Origin of the sequence: Sandaracinus amylolyticus (assembly GCF_021631985.1) — a bacterium.
GTDB lineage: Bacteria > Myxococcota_A > Polyangia > Polyangiales > Sandaracinaceae > Sandaracinus > Sandaracinus amylolyticus_A.
This window is the reverse complement of the sequence record NZ_CP070225.1, coordinates 2,480,835-2,501,070: the sequence shown is the minus strand read 5'-3', so window position 1 is coordinate 2,501,070 and position 20,236 is coordinate 2,480,835. Positions and strand designations below refer to the sequence as shown.

General features: G+C 72.1%; 17 protein-coding genes. 10 read left to right on the top strand and 7 right to left on the bottom strand.

Annotated elements, in window-relative coordinates:
* Window positions 1-77: 77 nt before the first annotated feature.
* Genes I5071_RS10310 through I5071_RS10295 form a run of 4 tightly spaced genes read left to right on the top strand, consistent with a single transcriptional unit; the run spans window position 78 to window position 5,855 of the window.
* Entirely contained in the window at window positions 78-527 is a 450-nt protein-coding gene (locus tag I5071_RS10310; protein WP_236605253.1) for a hotdog fold thioesterase, read from the top strand.
* Window positions 528-549: 22 nt separating this feature from the next.
* Complete coding sequence (locus tag I5071_RS10305; RefSeq protein ID WP_236605252.1) at window positions 550-3,201, top strand: ATP-binding domain-containing protein; 2,652 nt, start codon at window positions 550-552, stop codon at window positions 3,199-3,201.
* A 9-nt stretch (window positions 3,202-3,210) separates the two neighbouring features.
* Complete coding sequence (locus tag I5071_RS10300; RefSeq protein ID WP_236605251.1) at window positions 3,211-4,917, top strand: class I SAM-dependent methyltransferase; 1,707 nt, start codon at window positions 3,211-3,213, stop codon at window positions 4,915-4,917.
* Complete coding sequence (locus I5071_RS10295; RefSeq protein ID WP_236605250.1) at window positions 4,914-5,855, top strand: hypothetical protein; 942 nt, start codon at window positions 4,914-4,916, stop codon at window positions 5,853-5,855. The genes I5071_RS10300 and I5071_RS10295 overlap by 4 nt, the downstream gene beginning before the upstream one ends.
* 13 nt (window positions 5,856-5,868) lie before the next feature.
* Here I5071_RS10295 and I5071_RS10290 read toward each other — a convergent pair whose 3' ends face one another.
* Window positions 5,869-6,858, bottom strand: a complete 990-nt coding sequence (locus I5071_RS10290) for an NAD-dependent epimerase/dehydratase family protein (protein ID WP_236605249.1) — start codon at window positions 6,856-6,858, stop codon at window positions 5,869-5,871.
* 160 nt (window positions 6,859-7,018) lie between these two features.
* On the opposite strand from I5071_RS10290, the gene I5071_RS10285 reads away from it, so the two are divergent.
* Window positions 7,019-8,338: a D-arabinono-1,4-lactone oxidase gene (locus I5071_RS10285; RefSeq protein ID WP_236605248.1), complete on the top strand. Its 1,320-nt coding sequence runs from the start codon at window positions 7,019-7,021 to the stop codon at window positions 8,336-8,338.
* Entirely contained in the window at window positions 8,338-9,933 is a 1,596-nt protein-coding gene (locus I5071_RS10280) for an alkaline phosphatase family protein (protein ID WP_236605247.1), read from the top strand. The genes I5071_RS10285 and I5071_RS10280 overlap by 1 nt, the downstream gene beginning before the upstream one ends.
* On the opposite strand, the gene I5071_RS10275 is transcribed toward I5071_RS10280, so the two are convergent.
* The 3 genes from I5071_RS10275 to I5071_RS10265 are packed head-to-tail and all read right to left on the bottom strand — an operon-like array spanning window position 9,934 to window position 12,032.
* A complete protein-coding gene (locus I5071_RS10275) occupies window positions 9,934-10,368 on the bottom strand; it encodes a hypothetical protein (protein WP_236605246.1) in 435 nt (144 codons plus the stop codon). It abuts the gene before it with no gap.
* Window positions 10,356-11,561, bottom strand: a complete 1,206-nt coding sequence (locus I5071_RS10270) for an alanine racemase (RefSeq protein ID WP_236605245.1) — start codon at window positions 11,559-11,561, stop codon at window positions 10,356-10,358. Before I5071_RS10270 ends, I5071_RS10275 begins: the two co-directional genes overlap by 13 nt.
* Before the next feature lie 9 nt (window positions 11,562-11,570).
* Window positions 11,571-12,032: a hypothetical protein gene (locus tag I5071_RS10265; protein ID WP_236605244.1), complete on the bottom strand. Its 462-nt coding sequence runs from the start codon at window positions 12,030-12,032 to the stop codon at window positions 11,571-11,573.
* A 60-nt stretch (window positions 12,033-12,092) separates the two neighbouring features.
* Here I5071_RS10265 and I5071_RS10260 point away from each other — a divergent pair, with 60 nt between their 5' ends.
* Window positions 12,093-14,099 (top strand): cation:proton antiporter, encoded by a 2,007-nt coding sequence (locus I5071_RS10260; RefSeq protein ID WP_236605243.1) that lies wholly within the window; start codon window positions 12,093-12,095, stop codon window positions 14,097-14,099.
* 49 nt (window positions 14,100-14,148) lie between these two features.
* Window positions 14,149-15,927 carry a monovalent cation:proton antiporter-2 (CPA2) family protein gene (locus I5071_RS10255; RefSeq protein ID WP_236605242.1) on the top strand — a complete coding sequence of 593 codons (1,779 nt, stop codon included), beginning with the start codon at window positions 14,149-14,151 and terminating at the stop codon, window positions 15,925-15,927.
* 255 nt (window positions 15,928-16,182) lie between these two features.
* Here the strand turns inward: I5071_RS10255 and phoU are convergent, their stop codons facing one another.
* The 3 genes from phoU to I5071_RS10240 form a co-directional block, all read right to left on the bottom strand.
* The gene (gene phoU, locus I5071_RS10250) at window positions 16,183-16,872 is read right to left on the bottom strand and encodes a phosphate signaling complex protein PhoU (RefSeq protein ID WP_236605241.1); all 690 of its coding nucleotides are present in this window, start codon (window positions 16,870-16,872) and stop codon (window positions 16,183-16,185) included.
* Between the two features lie 89 nt (window positions 16,873-16,961).
* Window positions 16,962-17,237 carry a hypothetical protein gene (locus I5071_RS10245; protein ID WP_236605240.1) on the bottom strand — a complete coding sequence of 92 codons (276 nt, stop codon included), beginning with the start codon at window positions 17,235-17,237 and terminating at the stop codon, window positions 16,962-16,964.
* The gene (locus tag I5071_RS10240; protein ID WP_236605239.1) at window positions 17,237-18,127 is read right to left on the bottom strand and encodes a hypothetical protein; all 891 of its coding nucleotides are present in this window, start codon (window positions 18,125-18,127) and stop codon (window positions 17,237-17,239) included. The genes I5071_RS10245 and I5071_RS10240 overlap by 1 nt, the downstream gene beginning before the upstream one ends.
* 123 nt (window positions 18,128-18,250) lie before the next feature.
* Between I5071_RS10240 and I5071_RS10235 the strand changes: the two genes are divergently transcribed.
* A complete protein-coding gene (locus I5071_RS10235; RefSeq protein WP_236605238.1) occupies window positions 18,251-19,411 on the top strand; it encodes an acyl-CoA dehydrogenase family protein in 1,161 nt (386 codons plus the stop codon).
* Entirely contained in the window at window positions 19,408-20,220 is an 813-nt protein-coding gene (locus I5071_RS10230; RefSeq protein WP_236605237.1) for a BtpA/SgcQ family protein, read from the top strand. The genes I5071_RS10235 and I5071_RS10230 overlap by 4 nt, the downstream gene beginning before the upstream one ends.
* The last annotated feature ends 16 nt before the right edge of the window (window positions 20,221-20,236 follow it).

Below are 20,236 nucleotides of genomic sequence, written 5' to 3'. Positions count from 1 at the left end.
AGCGAGAACGCGACAAATCGCCACGTTTCACGCGTTGCCGACGGAGGGAAGCGTGCTACCCCACACCGCTTTTGCGCATGCCGACGAGCCCCGACGAGCTGGAGCGCCGACTCGCGTTCGTCCGCCGCCTGATGGACGAGGCGATCCCGTTCAGTCGCGTCCTCGGCCTGCGCGTCCGTGAGCTCACCCGTGGGCGCGCGGTGTTCGAGGTGCCGTACAAGCCGGAGCTGATCGGGGATCCCGATCGGCCCGCGCTGCACGGCGGCGTGCTCTCCGCGGTCGCCGACACCGCGGGTGGCTGCGCGGTCTGGACGACGGTCGGCGAGAGCGATCGTGTGTCGACGATCGACCTGCGCGTGGACTACCTGCGCCCGGGTCGGCTCGAGCCCTTCCACGCGATCGCGAGCGTGCTCCGGGTGGGGAACAGGGTCGGCGTCGCGAACGTCATCCTCGTCCACCCGAGCGCCCCCGACGAGCCGATCGCCGAGGCGAAGGGCGTCTATTCCGTGAAGCGCGCGGGCGATTGAGCCCGGCGCGGGATTGGTTGGCATGCGCAGCACCGACTTGATCGAGCCCGGTCCCGTGGACCGGAGCGAGCCCGACTCCGACGAGGAGAAGACCCGCATCGTCGCCGAGGAGGAACGCGTGCTCGCGCGCGTCCACAAGCACCTCGCCGCGCGCAAGATGCGCGTCTCGACGGACGGGATCGACTACGACGCCGAGCTGCTCTCGCTGCGCGATCAGATCAACGAGGCGCGCCTCGAGGACGTGCCTCCGCTGATCGAGGAGATGGAGCGCCTGAGCGAGGTCGCGGCGCGCCGCGCGAAGGTCGTCGAGGGCGCGGTCGATCCCGACTCGCCGTACTTCGGACGCCTCGTGCTCGAAGAGGGCGATCGGCGCCGTGAGGTGCTGATCGGCCGCAGCACGTACCTCGATCCGCGCACCGGCGTGCGCATCGTCGACTGGCGCGACGCGCCGGTGAGCCGCGTCTACTACCGCTACGAAGAGGGCGACGCGTACGAGGAGAACTTCGGCGGGCGCGACGTGCATGGCGAGGTCGTCACCCGCCGCAGCCTCGCGATCTCGAGCACCGTGCTGCGCCGCATCGGCTCGCCGCAGGGCGTGTTCGTGCGCGCGATGGACGGCAGCTGGCGTCGCGCGGGTGAGTCCGCGAGCCGTCTCAAGGGTGGTCAGGGCGCGGCGATGCGGCCCGAGGGGCACCACTCGCCGGCGGACGGGACCGGCGCGTCGCGCGGCAAGCTCGGCATGGGGCTCGAGGGGCGCGAGGATCGTTTCCTCCCCGAGATCACCGCGCTGATCGATCCGCGCCAGTTCGAGCTGATCACGAAGAGCGACGCGGGGCTCGTCGTCATCCAGGGCGGCGCGGGCTCGGGCAAGACGACGATCGGCCTGCACCGCCTCGCGTACCTCGCGTTCCAGGATCCCAAGCGCTTCCGGCCCGACCGGATGCTGGTGATCGTCTACAACGACGCGCTCGTCCGATACATCTCGAAGGTGCTCCCCTCGCTGGGTCTCCCCCAGGCAGGCGCGACGGGCACGCCGGTCACGACGTACGAGCGCTGGGCCGCGAAGCAGCGCATCGGGCACCTGCGCGGGCTGCCCGAGGAGTACACCGAGGACACGCCGGGCGCGGTCACGCGCCTCAAGAAGCACCCGGTGATGCTGCGGATGATCGACGACATCGTCGCGCGCGCATCGGCGAGGTTCGAGGTGTGGCTCGAGCAGGCGCTCGAGAAGGTCGAGGGCAAGGACGAGGTGCTCGCGTTCTTCCGCGACCAGGAGCGCGCGCCGCTCGCGGTGCGGCTCATGCGCCTGTCGCGCTGGGTCGCGCCCGAGGAGATGAACGAAGAGGACGCGGCGCTCGAGGCGGCGGCCGAGGCGTCGGGTGAGCCGAGCAAGCGTCCCGCCCCGAAATCGGTCGCGATCCGCCATGCGGTCGAGCGCACCGTGCAGCGCGCGCGCCGCGAGCTGCTCGACGTGAGCGCGGCATGGGCCGAGATGCTCACCGATGCGAGCGCGCTGAGCGCGGCGTTCGCGAAGCACGCCCCGGGCGAGATCGAGCCCGACGATCTGCGCACCGCGGTGAACTGGTGCATCGAGCGCTGCGGCACCGTGATGGGCGAGCTCGAGGTGCGCCGCGACGAGGGCGACCGCGCGAAGGAGAAGCGCGAGAGCAAGGCGCCCGCCGACGACGTCCAGCGCGCGATCGACGAGGAGGTCCCGCAGCCGAAGCTCGTCGCGCGCAAGCGTGGCGGCGGTGACGACGACGAGGACGACGACGGCGACGACGGCGAGGACGATCGCACGGTCGGCATCGACGGCGCGATCGAGACCGAGCCGCCGAAGCTCGATCGCGAGGACGACGCGCTGCTGCTGCGCCTCGTGCAGCGCCTGCGCGGTCCGCTGGTGAAGGGCCGCGAGCGCCTGCGCTACGAGCACATCCTGATCGACGAGGCGCAGGATCTCTCGCCGGTCGAGCTCGCGGTCGTGATGGGCACGTCGACCAAGCAGCGCAGCGTCACGATGGCGGGCGACGTCGCGCAGCGGCTCCACATGGACAACGGGTTCAAGGGCTGGCCCGAGCTGCTCGACGCGATCCGGCCGCGTCGTGCGGGTGAGCCGGCCGCGGTGGAGCCGCTCACGGTCGAGCCGCTCAAGGTGCAGTACCGCTCGACGCACCAGATCATCGAGTTCGCGCAGGACGTGCTCGGTCCGCTCGCGGATCCCCAGGGTGGCCACGCGATCCGCAGCGGCGCGCCGGTCGAGCTCTTCCGCTTCGCGCACAACGGCGAGGCGGTCGCGTTCCTCGGCGAGGCGCTGCGCGAGCTGATGCAGAGCGAGCCGCGCGCGTCGGTCGCGCTGATCGCCCGTTATCCCGAGCAGGCGGACCTCTACCACCGCGGGCTCGTGAACGCCGAGGTGCCGCACCTGCGCCGCATCGCGGAGCAGGACTTCCCGTTCAAGCCGGGCATCGACGTCACCGACGTGCGCCAGGTGAAGGGCCTCGAGTTCGACTACGTGGTGCTGCTCGAGGTCTCGCGCGCGTCGTACGGCAACAGCGACGAGGCACGGCACCTGCTGCACATCGCGGCGACGCGCGCGGCCCACCAGCTCTGGGTGACGTGCAGCGGCGAGCCCTCGCCGCTCCTGCCCCAGTCGCTGCGCGATCGCGCTTACTGAAGTGCTTCGATGAGCGTCGAGCCGCTCGATCGCGCGCTCCGGGAGCGCGTCTTCGCGTGGCTCGATCCGCGGTGGATCGTCCACGAGGACGAGGACGTCGTCGCGATCGACAAGCCCTCGGGCGTGCCCACCCAAGAGGCGCGCGAGGGCGCGGCGGACGATCTGCCGACGCGTCTGGCGCGCTTCCTCGAGCAGCGCGACGGAGTCGACGAGGCGTACGTCGGGATCCACCAGCGGCTCGACAAGGACACGTCGGGCGTCGTGCTCTACGCGAAGTCGCGCGCGGCGAACGGCGAGCTCGCGCCGCAATTCACGCAGCACACGGTGCGGAAGATCTATCTCGCGTGCGTCGACGGCTGGCGCCACGGCGCGCGCGCGACGTTCCGCGATCAGATCGGTCCGCTGCGCGGCGGCCGCGTCGAGATCGTGAAGACCGGCGGCAAGCACGCGATCACCCACGCGAGCGTGATCGAGCGGAGGGGATCGCGCGCGCTCCTCGAGATCACGATCGAGACCGGGCGCACCCACCAGATCCGCGCGCAGCTCGCACACCACGGCTCGCCGATCGCGGGAGATCGTGTGTACGCGGGGGCGCCGGCGCCGCGCTTGATGCTGCACGCGTCGCGGCTCGAGCTCGTGCATCCGCGCTGGGAGCGGCCCTTCGGCGTGAGCGCGCCGCCGCCGCGCGCGCTCGACGCGTGGATGGACGGCCGCGCGATCGCGTTCGACGACGCGCTCGAGATGGCGGTGCAGCGACGCTTCGCGCTGGGGCGTGCGGCGCTTCGTGATCCCGACGCGCGCACCACCGCGTTCCGACTGATGAACGAGGCGGGCGACGGTGCGCCGGGAGTCGCGATCGATCTCTACGCGGACTGGGCGCTGCTCCACACCTACGACGAGTCGATCGACGAAGGCGCGGTCGCGCGCGCGCTCGACGGGCTCGGGGTGCGCGGCGTGTACGTGAAGCGCCGGCCGCGACAGGCGAACGTGATGGACGACGTCGCGCGCACGGAATTCGCGCCGCACGAGCCGGTGATCGGCGCGGCCGCGCCCGAGGAATTCGTGGTGCGCGAGCACGGGATGCGCTTCCTCGTGCGGCTCGGCGACGGCATGTCGACCGGGCTCTTCCTCGACCAGCGCGAGCACCGCGCGCGGGTGCGCGCGGCGAGCGCGGGCGCGCGCGTGCTGAACCTCTTCTCGTACACGTGCGGGTTCACGGTCGCCGCGGTCGCGGGCGGTGCGGTGTCGAGCACCAGCGTCGACGCGAGCGGGGTCGCGCTCGATCGCGGTCGCGCGAACCTCAATCTCGCGGGCGCGGATCGCGCGGCGCATCGGACGGTGCGCGCCGACGTCTTCGAGTGGCTCGCGCGTGCCGCGAAGCGCGGCGAGCAGTTCGATCTCGTGTGCTGCGATCCGCCGACGTACTCCACGGCGAAGGGGCGCACCGGGAAGACCCAGCGCTGGTCGTCGGGCAAGCAGTGGCGCGCCCTCGCCGCGGCGTGTCTGCGCGTGCTCGCGCCGGGCGGGACGCTCCTCGCGACCTCGAACGATCGGCGCATGACCCAGCGCGCGCTGCGCGCCGAGGTGCACGAGGGCGCACGCGACGCCGGCATCGAGCTCGCGTCGCTGCGCGATCTCGGGCCGCCCGAGGACTTCCCGTTCGCGCCCGAGGAAGGCCCGCACCTGAAGGGCGTACTCGGTGTGCGCGCCTCATGAACGAGAAGCTCGCGATCCTCGTGCTCGCGCTGTGCGCTGCGTGCGGCGGCGGTGAAGCGCGCCCACCGGCCCAGCCCGCACCCGTGCAGCACGCCGAGAGCGAGCCCGTCGCGCTCGAGACCGCGCTCTCGTGGGACTCGCACGTCGGCTGGGAGCCGCCGCTGCAATTCGCGCCGGGCGAAGTGACCGCGCGAAGGCCCGAGGGCACGTACCTCGTGCTCGAGCACTCGCTGCTCGAGAACCCCGAGATCTTCGTGGCGCTCGCCCGCACGAGCGGTGGTCGCCCACTGCGCGACAAGCCGCTGATCGCGAGGCCCGAGGAGCTCTGCCATCCGAGCCTCCTCCGCGCGGTCACCGAGCTGCGCCCCGATCGACTGCTCGTGCACCTGCGCGGCGGGCTCGACGAAGCCCAGCGCGACTGCCTCGCTCACCTTCCGGTGGAGGATCTCTACGTCAGCGCGTGCCCTCACGACGGCGCGCTCCCGCTCGTCGACGTGTGCCCCGACGGCGATGCCGTGCTCGCGCTGCTCGCCTCGTCGCCCGAGCTCCGCACGAAGATCCGCGGGCTCGCGATCGGCTTCGGTGAGCAATCGTCGTGGGCGCTCCTGCCGGCGTTCTCGCGGCTCGAGCGCCTCACGATCCGCGGTCGAGCCCTCGATGCGATCGACGTGCGCGCTGCGTTCGCGCTCTGCGATCACCCCGCGCTGCGGCACCTCGACGCGCTCGAGGCGAACCAGCCGGGCCTGCGCTTCGACGTGCTGCCCGCGCGCTGCGTCGCGCGCTTCGAGACCTGGCACGCGTGGACCGCGCCCGCGCTCGACGGCGTGACGTCCTGCGCGCTGCGCGACGTGATGGTGTGGGAGATGGAGCCCGCCGAGCGCGAGCGCTATCGCGCCTCGTGCCCGCAGCTCGAGGAGCTCCAGATCATCCGCCCGTGAAGATCGTTGGAGCTCAAACCATTCCGCGACCGCGGAACCACGCGACCGCGTCGCCGATCGTCTCCTCGATCGGCCGATAGCGCGCCCCGAGCTCGCGCACCGACTTCGCGTTCGAGTAGTACGACGGCTTCAGCGAGTACTCGAAGAAGTCGCGCGCGAGCAGCGGCGGCTGGCCGGTGCGCGCCGCCTGCGCCTCCATCGCGATCGCGATCCCGCGCGCCGCGGCGACGGGCAGGCGCAGCACCGGTCGCTTGCGCCCGGTCACGCGATCGATCGCGCGGATCAGCTCTTCGTTCGTGAGGTTGTGCGCGGTCGCGAGGTAGCGCTCGCCCTTCCGGCCCTTCTCCGCCGCGAGCACGTGCGCCTCGGCGGCGTCGCGCACGTCGACGTACGACGCGCCGCCCTCGTACGCGACCGCGGGCCCCGGCGTCTTCAGCGATCCGACGATCAGCCCGCCGCTCGGCGTGGGGCGGATGTCGTTGGGGCCGAACACGATCCCCGGGCACACCACGCGCACGTCGAGATCCCACGCCCCGAAGTACTCCGCGAGCTCGCGGCTGTGCAGCTTGCTGCGCGAGTACGGGAAGTCGAGATCCCACGCCTCGTAGGGCGTCGTCTCGTCGCCCAGCGTGCCCGGCTTGGGCCGCCCCACCGAGACGATCGACGCGGTGTAGATCACGCGCTCCACGCCGGCGCGTCGTGCGGCCTCGATCACGTGGAACGTGCCGCGCAGGTTCACGTCGTACATCGGCCAGGGATCGGGCGCCCAGTCCTTGTAGATCGCGGCTGCGTGGAAGACGGTGTCCATCCCCTCGACCGCGCGCTTGCAGACGTCGACGCTGCGCACGTCGCCCTCGACCACGTCGACGTCCAGGCCGGTGATGTTGTCGCGTGGCTCGCCCTTCGCGGCGAGCACGCGCACCGCGACGCCGCGATCGATCAGCCGACGCACCATCCAGCTGCCCAGGAACCCGCATCCCCCGGTGACCAGCGCGCGCTTCATCCGTGCCGCCTCCTCGTTCGCGCGCGGACTCTATCAGGCGCGCGAACCATTCTTGCGAACACTGTAACAGCGATCGATGTCACGTGCCCGTCCCGCTCACGATTCCGTCGCCGACGCGTGCCCGAGCCGGGCGCGGGTTTCGCGCTATGGTCGCGCCGTGATGCGGAGCTTCCGGACCTGGTCCGGCTATCACACGACGATCCCCGCGCGCTGGGCGACGCCCGGCTCGGAGGCCGAGATCGCCGCGCTGCTGCGCGAGGCCGATCGTGCGGGCCGTCGCGTGAAGGTGATCGGCTCGGGGCACTCGTGGTCCGACATCGCGCTGCCCGACGACGTCTGCGTCGATCTCCGTCGCATGCGTCGCATCCTCGCGATCGACGCCGCGGCGCGCACGCTCCGTGTGCAGGCCGGCATCCGGCTCGAGGAGATCACCGAGGCGCTCGATCGCGTCGGCATGGCGCTGCCGATCCTCGGATCGATCGCGAAGCAGACGATCGCGGGCGCGATCGCGACCGGCACCCACGGGAGCTCGCTGCGCCACGGCAACCTCGCGAGCCTGGTCGTCGGGCTGCGCCTGGTGACGCCGCGCGGCGAGATCGCGGAGCTCGGGCCCGAGCATCCGTGGCTGCCCGCGGCGCGCGTGTCGCTCGGCGCGCTCGGGATCGTCACCGAGGTCACGCTCTCCACGACGCCCGCGTTCCGCCTCGAGGAGACGCTCGAGACGCGCCCGGTCGAGCGCGTCGCGCACGAGCTGCGCGCGATCGCGCAGAGCGCGGAGTACGTGAAGGTCTGGTGGCTGCCGACCCAGCGCGACGCGCTGATCTTCCGGTATGCGCGCACGCCGCGTCGCGCGGTGCGACGTCCGATCGCGCGCTTCGTCGACGAGAAGATCGTCAACCAGACCCTCTTCGAGCTCGCGCTGCGCGCCGCGGGTCGATATCCGTCGCTCACGAAGCACGTGAACTCGATCGTGATGGGCGCGTACTTCCGCGGGGGCTCGCGCGTCGATCGCAGCGATCGCTGCTTCAACCTCGCGATGCCGCCGATCCACCGGGAGACCGAGCTCGCGCTCGAGCTCGACGACGCGGGCGGGCTGCTCTCCGAGGTCGACGAGGCGATCCGCGAGGACGCGCTCGTCGTGAACTTCCCGTGCGAGGTGCGCTTCGTCGCGGGCGACGATGCGTGGATGAGCCCGGCGTACGGCCGCGACACCTGCCAGATCGGCTTCTATCAGGCGGAGAGCCCGCACCTCGCGCGGTACTTCGCGTGCGTCGAGGAGATCGGCGCGCGGTACGACGCGCGGCCCCACTGGGGCAAGGAATTCTCGATGCCCGGCGAGCGCGTGCGCGCCGCGTACCCGATGGCGCCGGCGTTCCTCGCGCTGCGTCGCGAGCTCGATCCGCGCGGCACGGTGCAGAACCGCTTCCTCGATCGCGTGCTCGGTCCGATCGACCGCGCCCACGCGATGGCGGCGGAGTGATGCGCCGCGCGCTCGTGCTCTGCGCGCTGCTCGTCGGGTGCGGGAGCGCTGCGCCACGGACGAGCGCCCCGAGCGCGCGGCCGCGCGTGGTGGTGGTCGCGGTCTACGATCAGCTCGGCAGTGACGTGCTCGCCGCGCACCTGCCGCACCTCGATCCCGAGGGCGCGATCCGCGGCGCGATCGCGCGCGGTCGCTACGTGCGCCGCGCGCGCTTCGCGTCGAGCGCGACGTTCACCGCGCCCGGTCACGCCGCGATCCACACCGGCGCGTCGCCGCGCGACAGCGGCATCGGGAGCAATCGCGTGTTCGTGCCGGGCCGAGGTCGCGTGAGCGCGATGGCCGACGGAACGCACCTCGTGTGGGGGCGCGAGGACGCGTCGGCGAGCCCGTTCCGGCTGCACGCCGAGACGGTGGGCGACGTGATCCAGAGCGAGCGTCCCGCGTCGGTCGTCGTCTCGCTGGCGCTGAAGGATCGCGCGGCGATCATGCCCGGCGGGCAGCACCCCGATCTCTGTCTGTGGTTCGATCCCGAGGCCGGCGGGTTCACCAGCTCGGCCTGGTACGGGGCCGCGATGCCGGAGTGGCTCGCGTCGTGGCGCGGGCGCGAGCCCTTCGAGGCGGTGATGGATCCGCCGTGGACGCCGCGCGATCCCGCGTCGCTCGAGGCCCGCTTCGGCCCCGACACGCAGCCCGGCGAGGGCGCGTACGGGTTCGATGCGAGCTTCCCTCACGACGCGCGCGGGCTCGAGGACGAAGACGCGTTCCGCTCGTTGCCCGCGAGCACCGATCACATGCTCGCGCTCGCGCGCGAGATCGTGACGCGGCTCGAGGTGGGCGACGACGACGAGCCCGATCTCCTCGCGCTCTCGATCGCGACGACCGACTACGTCGGTCACGCGTTCGGCCCTTCGTCGTGGGAGTACGCGGACGCGCTGGTGCGCGTCGATCGCGCGCTCGGCGACTTCGTGCGCGAGCTCGAGGCGCGCGTCGGACCGATCGCGCTCGTGATCACGTCGGACCACGGCGCGGCGGAGCTCGTGGAGCGCACCCACGCGAGCGGGCACGAGGACGCGTTGCGGTTCACCAGCGAGTCGTCGCTGCCGCGCCTGCAGGCCCACCTGCGCGAGACGCTCGGGCCGCCGCCGGAGGGCGTGGACGCGTGGGCGAAGGGATGGGTGCAGCCCTACGTCTATCTCGGCGCGCACGAGCCGCGCGTGATCGAGGCCGCGCTCGCGTGGCTGCGCGCCCAGCCGGGGATCGGCGCCGCGGTCGACGCGCGCGCGGTCGCGGCGGCGCCGGTGCCGGAGGGCGAGTCTCTCGACGCGCTGATCGCGCGGGCGATCCCTCGTGATCCGCCGGGCGACATCTACGTGATGCCCGCCGAGCGATCGGTCGCGATGGAGGACATGCCCGAGGGCGTCGGCACCTCGCACGGATCGGCGTGGCTCTACGATCGCGACGTGCCGGTGATCGTCGTCGGTCCGCACGTGACGCGCGAGGAGATCACCGAGGTGGCTCCGCAGTGCCGCGTCGCGGGCACGATCGCGGCGCTCGCCGACGTGCGCGCGCCGCGCTTCGCGTGCGGCGCGCTCTGATCACGCGTCGCCGTTCTTCGTGAGCGCGGTGAAGGTCTCGCGCGTCGCGTCCCAGTGAACGGTGAAGAAGCAGTCGCCGCCGTCGTTCACGCTGATCCAGTGCTCGCGGAACGCGCGCTGGAGCTCGGGCGGACCGTCGAGACGGCACGCGAAGCTGCCGATCACGAGGCGCGAGCCGCCTTCGGTCTCGATCCCGGTGTACTGCCTCCAGTCGCGAGGCCAGCGACCCGCGAGCCCGAGCTCACCGCGCGACGTGAGATATGCCTCGAGCCCTCGCTCGAGCGCGAGCACGTCCGCAGGGCTCGGAGTCCAGCTCGCGCCTGGCAGCCCGAGCCGCGCGCGCGGCACGTCCACGATGATCACGGCGCGCTCGGGCAGCACCGGCTCCGCGCACCCGAGCAGCAACGCGGCGAGCGCGACGATCACCCGAAGCACGTCCCCTCCCCTCGATACGTCGGCTCTCGCGCTTCGATCGCGTCGCCGCGCACCATGAGGTACTCGCGGAAGCGCTCCGCCATCTCGCCCGCCTTCGCGTGGCGGAAGATCACGGGATCGCCGATGCGCGGCCGGCGCTCCGCACGATCGACGCGCAGCGGTGACTGCACCTCGCCCGCGCCCTCGAGCCCGACCCACGCGAGACCGCGCGGCGACCACGGCATCGGGAGTCGATCGATCCCCGGCGTGCCCGACGCGACGTAGCCGCCGTACGCGCAGGTCACGTGGTCGCGATCGGGCACGCGCGCGACCTCGAGCGCGAAGAACTGCGCGGGCTCGAGGTCGAGCCCCGCGTATCCGTCGAAGAGGTGCGAGCAGAGGAAGCCCGAGCCCACCGCGACCTCGGTGACCGCGGGATCCGCGGCCGTGACCTCGATGCTGCCGGTGCCGCCGCCGTTGACGAGCGTGGCATCCGGCCACTCCGCGCGCATCGCGCTCACGGCGGCGCCGCGCAGCGCGCGCACCGCGGGGATCGCGAGCGACTTCAGCGCGCGCACCGCCGCGTTCTTCGCCGCGCCCGCGCTCGCCGACGCGTCGGGGAGCCCGGCCACGTGCGCCTCGTACGCCATGAGCCCGACCACACGCACGCCGGGGACCGACTTCGCCGCGCGCGCCAGCGCACCGACGTCCTCCGCGCTCCGCAGCGGGCTGCGCCGCACGCCGAGGTGCGCGCGCCCGCCGAGCGGCCGGTACGACACGTCGAGATCGAGCACCGCGTCGAGCGAGATCGAAGCACGGCGCGCGGCCGCACCGAGCGCCTCGAGATGATCGCTCGAGTCCACGATGCATCGGATCGTGGCACCCAGTGCCACTTTCTGGGCGACCGCATCGAGCGCCGCGCGCTGCACCGTGGGGTACGCGATCAGGAGATCGTCGAACCCGTGCGACGCGAGCCACGCGGCCTCGTCGGCCGAATAGCAGAGCAGCCCGCGGAACGCGTCGCCGCCGCGATCGAGCACACGACGCAGCACGCCTCGATGGCGCACCGACTTCGACGCGACGCGCACCGTGCGCCCGGTGCCCGCGATCCGCGCGCGAACCCGATCGACGTTGCGCTCGAGCGCGTCGAGATCGACGAGCGCGCAAGGAAGGCGCTCGAACGCGAGCGCGCGGCGGAAGTCGTCCCAGTCCATGCGCGCATCCTACCGGTCCGCGGCCACCACGAACGAGATGCGCGTGCGCACGATGCCGTCGCGCCCGGTCTCCTCCTCCTCGATCACGTGCTCGAGATCGACGACGGTGCGGCGCCAGAACGCGAGCCCGTCCGGGTTCTCGGGGCGCACCGTGAGCGTCCAGCGCCCCGGCCGCGCCGCGAAGATCGCGTGCATCGCGCGCCCTCCGAGCCCGCCCCGGCGCGCCCCGGCGATCACGAACATCTCCTTCACGTGCTGCACCCCGTGCTCGTCGACCCGGGTGAGCGCGAAGCCGATCGGTGCGCCCCGCACGAAGAGCCACGCGTCGAGCTCGGAGAGGCCGGGGTACGCGTAGAGCGCGTCGGGCCCGATCGGAACGGGGACACGCGCGCTCCACTCGTGGATGTAGAGCTGCAGCAGTCGCCGTAGCCGCACGTCGTCGGTGGCGACCGGCTCGATCGCGAGGTCCACGTCGCCGCGTTACCACGGCCCGCGAGAGACGCGAGCACCTCGTGCCTACATCGAGGATGCGTGCACGAGCTCCCGCTCCTCACCACGACCGGCGTCGCCCTGCTGACCGCGCTCGTCGGCGGGCTCGTCGCGCGACGCATCGGGCTGCCCTCGATCGTCGGCTACATGCTCGCGGGGATCGCGATCGCGCCGCGCACGCCGGGCTTCGTGGGGGACACCGACACGATGGCGCAGCTCGCGGAGCTCGGCGTCGTCCTCTTGATGTTCGGGGTCGGCGCGCACTTCTCGTTCCGCGACCTGTGGCGGGTGCGCAGCGTCGCGGTGCCGGGCGCGATCGTGCAGATGCTCGCCTCGACCGCGCTCGCCTACGGCATCGCGCGCGCGTGGGGTTGGAGCCCGGGCTCGAGCATCCTGCTCGGGATCGCCGTGTCGATCGCGAGCACGGTCGTGCTGCTGCGCGCGCTGATGGAGCGTGGCCTCATCGACACCGCGCACGGCCGCGTCGCGGTCGGATGGCTGGTGCTCGAGGATCTCGCGACCGTCGTGCTCCTCGTGATGCTGCCCGCGATCTTCGGGCACCGCGACGTGGGCGTGGAGGACGTCGCGTGGGCGGTGGGCAAGGCGATCGCGTTCGTCGTGCTGATGATGACGATCGGCGGGCGCATCGTGTCCGCGGTGCTGCGCGCGGTCGCGCGCACCCGATCGCACGAGCTCTTCGTGCTCGCCGCGCTCACGCTCGCGCTGGGGACCGCCCTCGCGTCCGCGCACTTCTTCGGGGTCTCGCTCGCGCTCGGCGCCTTCGTCGCCGGCGTGATCGTGGGCGAGTCGCGCTTCGGGCATCAGGTGAGCGCCGATCTCGTGCCCTTCCGCGATGCGTTCGCGGTGCTCTTCTTCGTGTCGATCGGGATGCTGGTCGAGCCTGCGTATCTCGCCGCGCACGCGCTCGAGGTGGTCGCGCTCACGGCGATCGTGGTCGTGGGCAAGCTCGTGATCGCCGGGGCGATCGTGCTCGCGCTGGGCAGCCCGCTCCGCACCGCGCTCGTCGTCGGCGCGGGGCTCGCGCAGATCGGCGAGTTCTCGTTCATCGTGGGCCAGGCCGGCGTGCGCCTCGGGATCCTCGAGGGCGAGCAGTACTCGCTGATCCTCGCGGTCGCGATCGTGTCGATCACGTTGAACCCGCTGGTGTTCCGCGTCGTGGAGCGGCTCGAAGCCGCGCTCGCCGGCACACGGCTCGCGCGAGCGCGCGCACGAGCGAAGCACCCGACCTCCGCCGACACCGCGGCGCTCGACGGCCACGTCGTGATCGTCGGGTACGGCCGGGTCGGCGCGCACGTCGTCGACGTGCTCGACGCGCTGCGCATCCCGATGCTCGTCGTCGAGAACGACACCGAGCGCTTCGACGCGATCACGAAGCGCGGCTGCGCGGCGACGCTCTTCGGCGACGCGTCGAGCCCCGAGGTCCTCGACCGTTGCGCGCTCGATCGCGCGCGAGCGCTCGTCGTCGCGCTCTCGAGCAGCGCGGCGACCGATCTCGTGGTGAGCCGCGTCCGCGAGGCGGCGCCGTCGCTGCACATCCTCGCGCGCGCCGCGTCGCGCGCGCACGCCGAGGACGTGATCACGCGAGGCGCGACCGAGAGCGTCGATCCGCAGCTCGAGGGCGGGCTCGAGCTCGTCCGTCGCCTCCTCGTGTCGCTGCACGTGCCGATCGCGGTCGCGCAGCGCGAGGCCGACGTGCTCCGCGTGCGCGAGCAGCGGCGCAGCAGCGAGCGGGCGCGCGTGGTCGACGAGGTCCTGCGCGGCGCGCCGGGCCTCGAGGTCGCGTGGGTGCGAGTGCAGCCCGAGAGCGAGGTGGTCGGTCGCACGCTCGCCGAGGCGCAGCTGCGCACGCGCACCGGTGTCTCCGCGGTCGCGATCGCGCGCGACGAGGACTTGCTGCCGAACCCGAGCCCTTCGACGCGCCTCCGCGCCGAGGACAGCATCGCCGTGATCGGCGCGCGCGCGCAGATCGACGCCGCGATCCGCTGGCTCAGCGAGCTGCATCCGCCGGCCGGCGCGAGCGAGGCCTGATCGGCGGCACTGGACGTCGGCCCGCGCATCCCCATGCCTGCGGTCCAGCATGCTCGCGCTCACGGCGATCTTCCTCGCAGCGGCCGTCGTCGCCGTGCCCGTGTTCAAACGGCTCGGGCTCGGCTCGGTGCTCGGATATCTCGTGGGCGGCGCGATCATCGGGCCCTCGGGGCTCGGGCTGGTCGAGGACGTCCACTCGACGCTGCACTTCGCCGAGTTCGGCGTGGTGCTGCTGCTCTTCATCATCGGGCTCGAGCTCCAGCCCGCGCGCCTCTGGCGGATGCGCGGCGCGGTGTTCGGCCTGGGCGGCGCGCAGGTGCTCGTCACCGCCGCGGTCGTCGCGGGCTTCGCCATCGCGTTCGGGATCGACTGGCGCGGCGCGCTCGTCGCGGGCCTCGCGCTCGCGATGTCGTCCACCGCGCTCGCGACCCAGATGCTCGGCGAGAAGCACGAGATGGGCACGACACACGGGCGCGCCGCGTTCGGCGTCCTGCTCTTCCAGGACGTCGCCGCGATCCCGCTGCTCGCGATCGTCCCGATGCTCGGCGCGGCGCCCGCGGAGAGCGGCTCGCCGTGGCTCCGCTTCGGCATCGCGGCCGCGGTGATCGCCGCGCTCGTCTTCGGCGGACGCCTGCTGCTGCGCCCGATGTTCCGGCTGATCGCGCAGGTGCGCAGCCACGAGCTCTCGGTCGCGTCGGCGCTGCTCGTCGTGATCGCGACCGCGATCCTGATGGAGCACGTCGGTCTCTCGATGGCGCTGGGCGCGTTCATCGCGGGCGTGCTCCTCGCGGACTCCGAGTACCGCCACGAGCTCGAGGCGAACATCGAGCCGTTCAAGGGCCTCCTGCTCGGGCTCTTCTTCATGGCGGTCGGAATGTCGGCGAACCTCGGCGTGCTCCTCGCGCAGCCGCTGCTGATCGTCGGGCTCGCGCTCGCGCTGGTCGCCGTGAAGCTCGCGGTGCTCGTGCTCCTCGCGCGCGCCAGCGGTCACTCGACCGAGTCGAGCGCCAGCCTCGGCATCGCGATCTCGCAGGGCGGCGAGTTCGCGTTCGTGATCTTCGGCGTCGCGACGCAGTCGTCGGTGATGAGCACCGAGCTCGTCCAGGTGCTCGTCATGGTGGTGACGCTCTCGATGGCGATCACGCCGCTGCTCTTCCTCGCGCGCGATCGCCTGCAGCAGCGCCTCGAGCGCGCGAGCGAGAACCGCGCGTTCGACGAGATCGAGGGCGACGAGAGCCAGGTCATCATCGCGGGCTTCGGCCGCTTCGGACAGATCGTCGGGCGCGTGCTGCGCCTGCGGCGCATCCCGTTCACCGCGCTCGACGTGAGCCCCGAGCACGTCGACTTCCTCCGCCGCTTCGGCAACAAGATCCACTACGGCGACGCGTCACGCCTCGATCTGCTGCGCGCCGCGCGGGCGGACAGCGCGAAGGTGCTGGTCCTCGCGATCGACGACGTCGAGGCCTCGATGCGCACGCTCCACCTGGTGAAGGAGCACTTCCCGCACCTCAAGGTCATCGCGCGCGCGCGCAACCGCCAGCACGCGTACGCGCTCCTCGGCGCGGGCGTCGACACCGTGATCCGCGAGACGTTCGCGGGCAGCGTCGAGGCCGCGCGCCACACGCTCGAGGAGCTCGGCCTCGCGCACTCCGACGCCAAGCGCGCGGTACGTCGCTTCGCCGAGTACGACGAGCGCATGGTGCGCGAGATGTTCGTGCACCGCGAGGACGAGAAGAAGCTGATCGAGAGCGCGAAGGTCTACGGCAAGGAGCTCGAGCGCATCTTCGACGACGACGCGCGCTCGAGCCCCACCCGCGAGGCGAGCTGAGTCTTTGCAGGAGTGCTCGTCCCGCGGGTCCCGCACGGAAGCGCGCGAAGCGCGCGGACGGTAGGGACCGGCGGGCGAGCCGATGGTTCGACCGAGTCTCAGCAGGAGTGCTCGTCCCGCGGGTCCCGCACGGGAGCGCGCCAAGCGCGCGGACGGTAGGGACCGGCGGGCGAGCCGATGTTTCGACCGAGTCTCAGCAGGAGTGCTGGTCCCGGACGGGACGGCGGGCGAGCCGATGCTGCGACGGTCCTCGAGTCAGCCGGAGGACGACGAGCGCGAGACGAAGTGCCGCACGTCGTCGCCGGAGACCATGTAGATCACCATCTCCGCGATGTTCGTCGCGTGATCCGCGATGCGCTCGAGGTACTTCGCGCAGCTCGCGATGCGCATCCCGTCCTCGACGCGCTCGGGCTGGCTCCGGATGAACTGCATGCTCATCCGCAGGAGCTCGCCGTAGAGCGCGTCGACCGCGTCGTCCTCGCTCAGGACGTGACGCGCCATGCTCGCGTCCTCCTCGACGAACGAGTCGAGCGCCATGCGCACCATCCGCGACGCCGCGTCCGCCATCTCCGCGAGCTTCGGCTGGAGGTTCGCGATCGGCGGGTGCGCCGCGAGCTCGACGGTGCGCTCGGCCACGTTCACCGCCTCGTCGCCGATGCGCTCGAGGTCCGTGACGACCTTCAGCGCGGTGACGAGGAAGCGCAGGTCGCGCCCGACGGGCTGGCGCAGCGCGAGGATGCGCACCGTCATCTGGTCGATCGCCATCTCCTCGATGTTGAGGGTGCGATCGCTCTCCTCGACCTCGTGGGCGAGCGCGCTGTCGAGGTTCTCGAACGCGCGGCTCGCCATGTGGATCAGGCTCTCGCAGCGCGCTCCCATCGCGAGGAGACGCGCCTTGAGATCGCGGAGCTCCTGCTCGTACGCGCGGCTGGTGTGAGTGCCCATGCTGGTCTCGCGGAGACCTCAGAGCTTACTCGACGCGCGGGCGACCGCTCGTTCCGAGTCGCACGATCGGGCGGAGACAATGTGACGGCTCAGCCGCCTGCGTCCTCGTCCGCGGCTGCGTCCGTGTTCTCCGCGGCCCCCGAATCCATCGGATTTCCCGCGTCTTCGGCGGGGATCGCGGCGTCCTGGCCGGCGTCGGCCCCGCCCGCGTCGGTCGTGCTCGCGTCCTGCCCGGGCGGCCCCGCATCGCACTCCGGATGCGGATCCGCGCGATCGCAGAGATCGTACTCGTTCCGCAGACACCCCGCGCTCGAGCCCGCGATCGCGAGCGCCAGCACGGCCACGAGCCCCACCCGCGCGCGCATCAGAACTGCCCTCGCAAGCCGACGTTCCCGGGCCCGAGCACCAAGTCGATGCGCGCGGTGTCCGCGACGAACGCACCGGTCACGAACCACACGATGCCGCCGCCGAGCGCGAGGATCCCCGCGACGGTCAGCGTGACCCCGACCGGCACGTTCGGATCCTCGCCGCGCAGGCACGTCCCCGAGGGCGCGCGGTTCTCGCAGGTCCCGTCGAGCAGCGCGTACACCCCGAGCCCGATCCCGGCCGCACCGAAGGCCGCGAGCATCGTGGGCCCGATGAAGTCGAACCCCGGCGTGGTGTCGCCGCGAACGTTCCCGCCGACCGGCCCGACCACCGCATCCTCGTCCGTGCTCGTGCTCGTGCTCGTCGACGTCGGAGTCGACGAAGCCCCATCGAGCCCCGCCCCCTCGATCAGCACGGCGCGCGTCTGCTGCTGCCGCACGTCGCGCGTCGCCTCGGTCGCCGCGGCGGCGAGCCCGGCCTCACCGATCGATCGCGTGGCCGAGTAGCTGCGCGATCCCGCGAGCGCCGAGACCACCACCGAGTCCGCGACCGACGCCTCGCCCTCGGCGCGCATCCACACCGCGACCCCGACGATGACCCGCGCCTCGAGCTCGAACGCGAGCGCACGCGCATCCGAGAGCGACGTCATCGCGCGCAGCCGCGCGGGCGGCACCCGTAGCGCGATCTCCGCCTCGGGCACCACCGCGACGCCGTCCGCGCTCAGCGCCGAGGTGACCGCGTCACGCGCCTCGCGCGCCGTCGCCTCGGGGGCGTCACCGCCGATCGAGAGCACGATCGCGTCGGCCGCCGACGCACGCGCTGGCAGGGCCGCCGCGCACGCGATCACCACCGCCGCGAGAACCGATCGACGTGCACCGCTCCCAGGCACGGGCGCGAAGGTCGCACGCGCACCGATTCGCGTCCACTCGCGCGATACGCTTGAGGTTCCGCACGAGCGCCGGGTGGCCTGCGACAGGTTGGTCACGGTATCTAGGGCGTAGGTAAAGCGCACATGCAGACCCCCGCCTCCGACCTCCTCTTCAACCCCACCGACGAGCACCGGATGCTGCGGCAGACCGTCGCGGACTTCGCCCGTCGCGAGGTCGATCCGCAGGCCGCCGAGCACGACGCGAGCGGCGAGCTCAACAAGCCGCTCTTCCGCAAGGTGGGCGAGCTGGGTCTGCTCGGGATCACCGTGCCGGGCGAGGACGGCGGCGCGGGCATGGACACGGTCGCCGCGGTGATCGTCCACCACGAGCTCGCGAAGTACGACCCGGGCTTCACGCTCGCGTACCTCGCGCACTCGATGTTGTTCGTGAACAACTTCTACCACTGCTCCAACGCCGAGCAGCGCAAGCGCTACCTCGCGAAGGTGATCAGCGGCGAGTGGATCGCGGGCATGGGCATGACCGAGCCCGGCGCCGGCACCGACGTGCTCGGTATGAAGACCACCGCGCGCCTCGACGGCGATCACTGGGTGATGAACGGCACGAAGACGTACATCACGAACGGCGTCGAGGGGTACTGCTTCCTCGTGTACGCGAAGGTCGACGGCCGCGTCACCGCGTTCGTCGTGGATCGGGACTGCCCCGGGTTCTCGACGTCGAACCACATCGACAAGCTCGGCATGCGCGGCTCGACGATGTCGGAGCTCATCTTCGACAACTGCCGCGTGCCCGCGAAGAACCTGCTCGGCGAGATCGGCGGAGGCGTCACGCACATGATGCGGAACCTCGAGATCGAACGCCTCACGCTCGCGGCGATGAGCGTCGGCATCGCGGAGCGCTGCGTCGAGATCATGATCGACTACTCGAACGAGCGTCGGACGTTCGGCAAGCCGATCTCGGAGTACGGGCAGATCCAGCGCTACATCGCGGACGGCTACGCCGCGATGGAGGCCGCGAAGGCCCTCGTCTACAACGTCGCGCGCGACGTCTCGGCCGAGAGCCGCAACCGCATCGGCTCCGACGCGGCGAAGCTCTTCGCGGCGCCGGTCGGCAAGATGTGCGCGGACTACGCGATCCAGGTGATGGGCGGCGCGGGCTACTGCCGCGAGTACCCGGTCGAGCGCCTGTGGCGCGACGCGAAGCTGATCGAGATCGGCGGCGGCACGCTCGAGGCGCACCAGAAGAACATGACGAAGGACCTCGTGCGCGCGCGCCGGCACGCATGAGCGCAAGCGCTCCGCGCGGCCTCGTCGGGGTGATCCATCTGCCCGCGATGCCCGGTGATCCCGGGCACGCGGGCGGTGGCTTCGAGGCGGTCTACGCGCACGCGATGCGCGACGCCGACGCGCTCGCCGCGGGCGGCATCGAGAACGTCGTCGTCGAGAACTTCGGATCGCGTCCCTTCGTGAAGGGCGATGCGCGCGACCCGCTTCCGCCGCACCAGGTCGCGGCGATCACGGTCGTCGCGCGCGCGCTGCGAGATCGCTTCGCGCGCGTCGGCGTGAACTGCCTGCGCAACGACGTCGTCGCGGCGCTCGGGATCGCGGCCGCGACCGGCGCGTCGTTCGTGCGCGTGAACGTGCACGTCGGCGCGTACGTGACCGACCAGGGCGTGATCGAGGGCGAGGCTGCGCGCTCGCTGCGCTACCGCCACGCGCTCGGTGCGCACGACGTCGCGATCTGTGCCGACGTGCTGGTGAAGCACGCGACGCCCCTCGCGCCGATCGACGCGACGCAGGCGACCAAGGACACGCTCGATCGCGGGATGGCCGACGCGGTCGTCGTGACCGGTACCGCGACCGGCGCGCCCGTCGATCTCGCGACGCTCGAGCGTGTGCGCGCCGCGGCGGGCACGCGCGCCGTGCTGCTCGGATCGGGGCTCACGCCCGACGATGCGGAGCACCTGCTCCGATATGCGGACGGTGCGATCGTGGGCACGTGGGTGAAGGCCGGCGGTGACGTGCGCGCACCGGTCGATTCGTCGCGCGTGCGCACCCTCGTGCAGGTGTGTGCCGGTCGGTTCCGCAGCGCTTGACGCGGAGGAGCCCGAA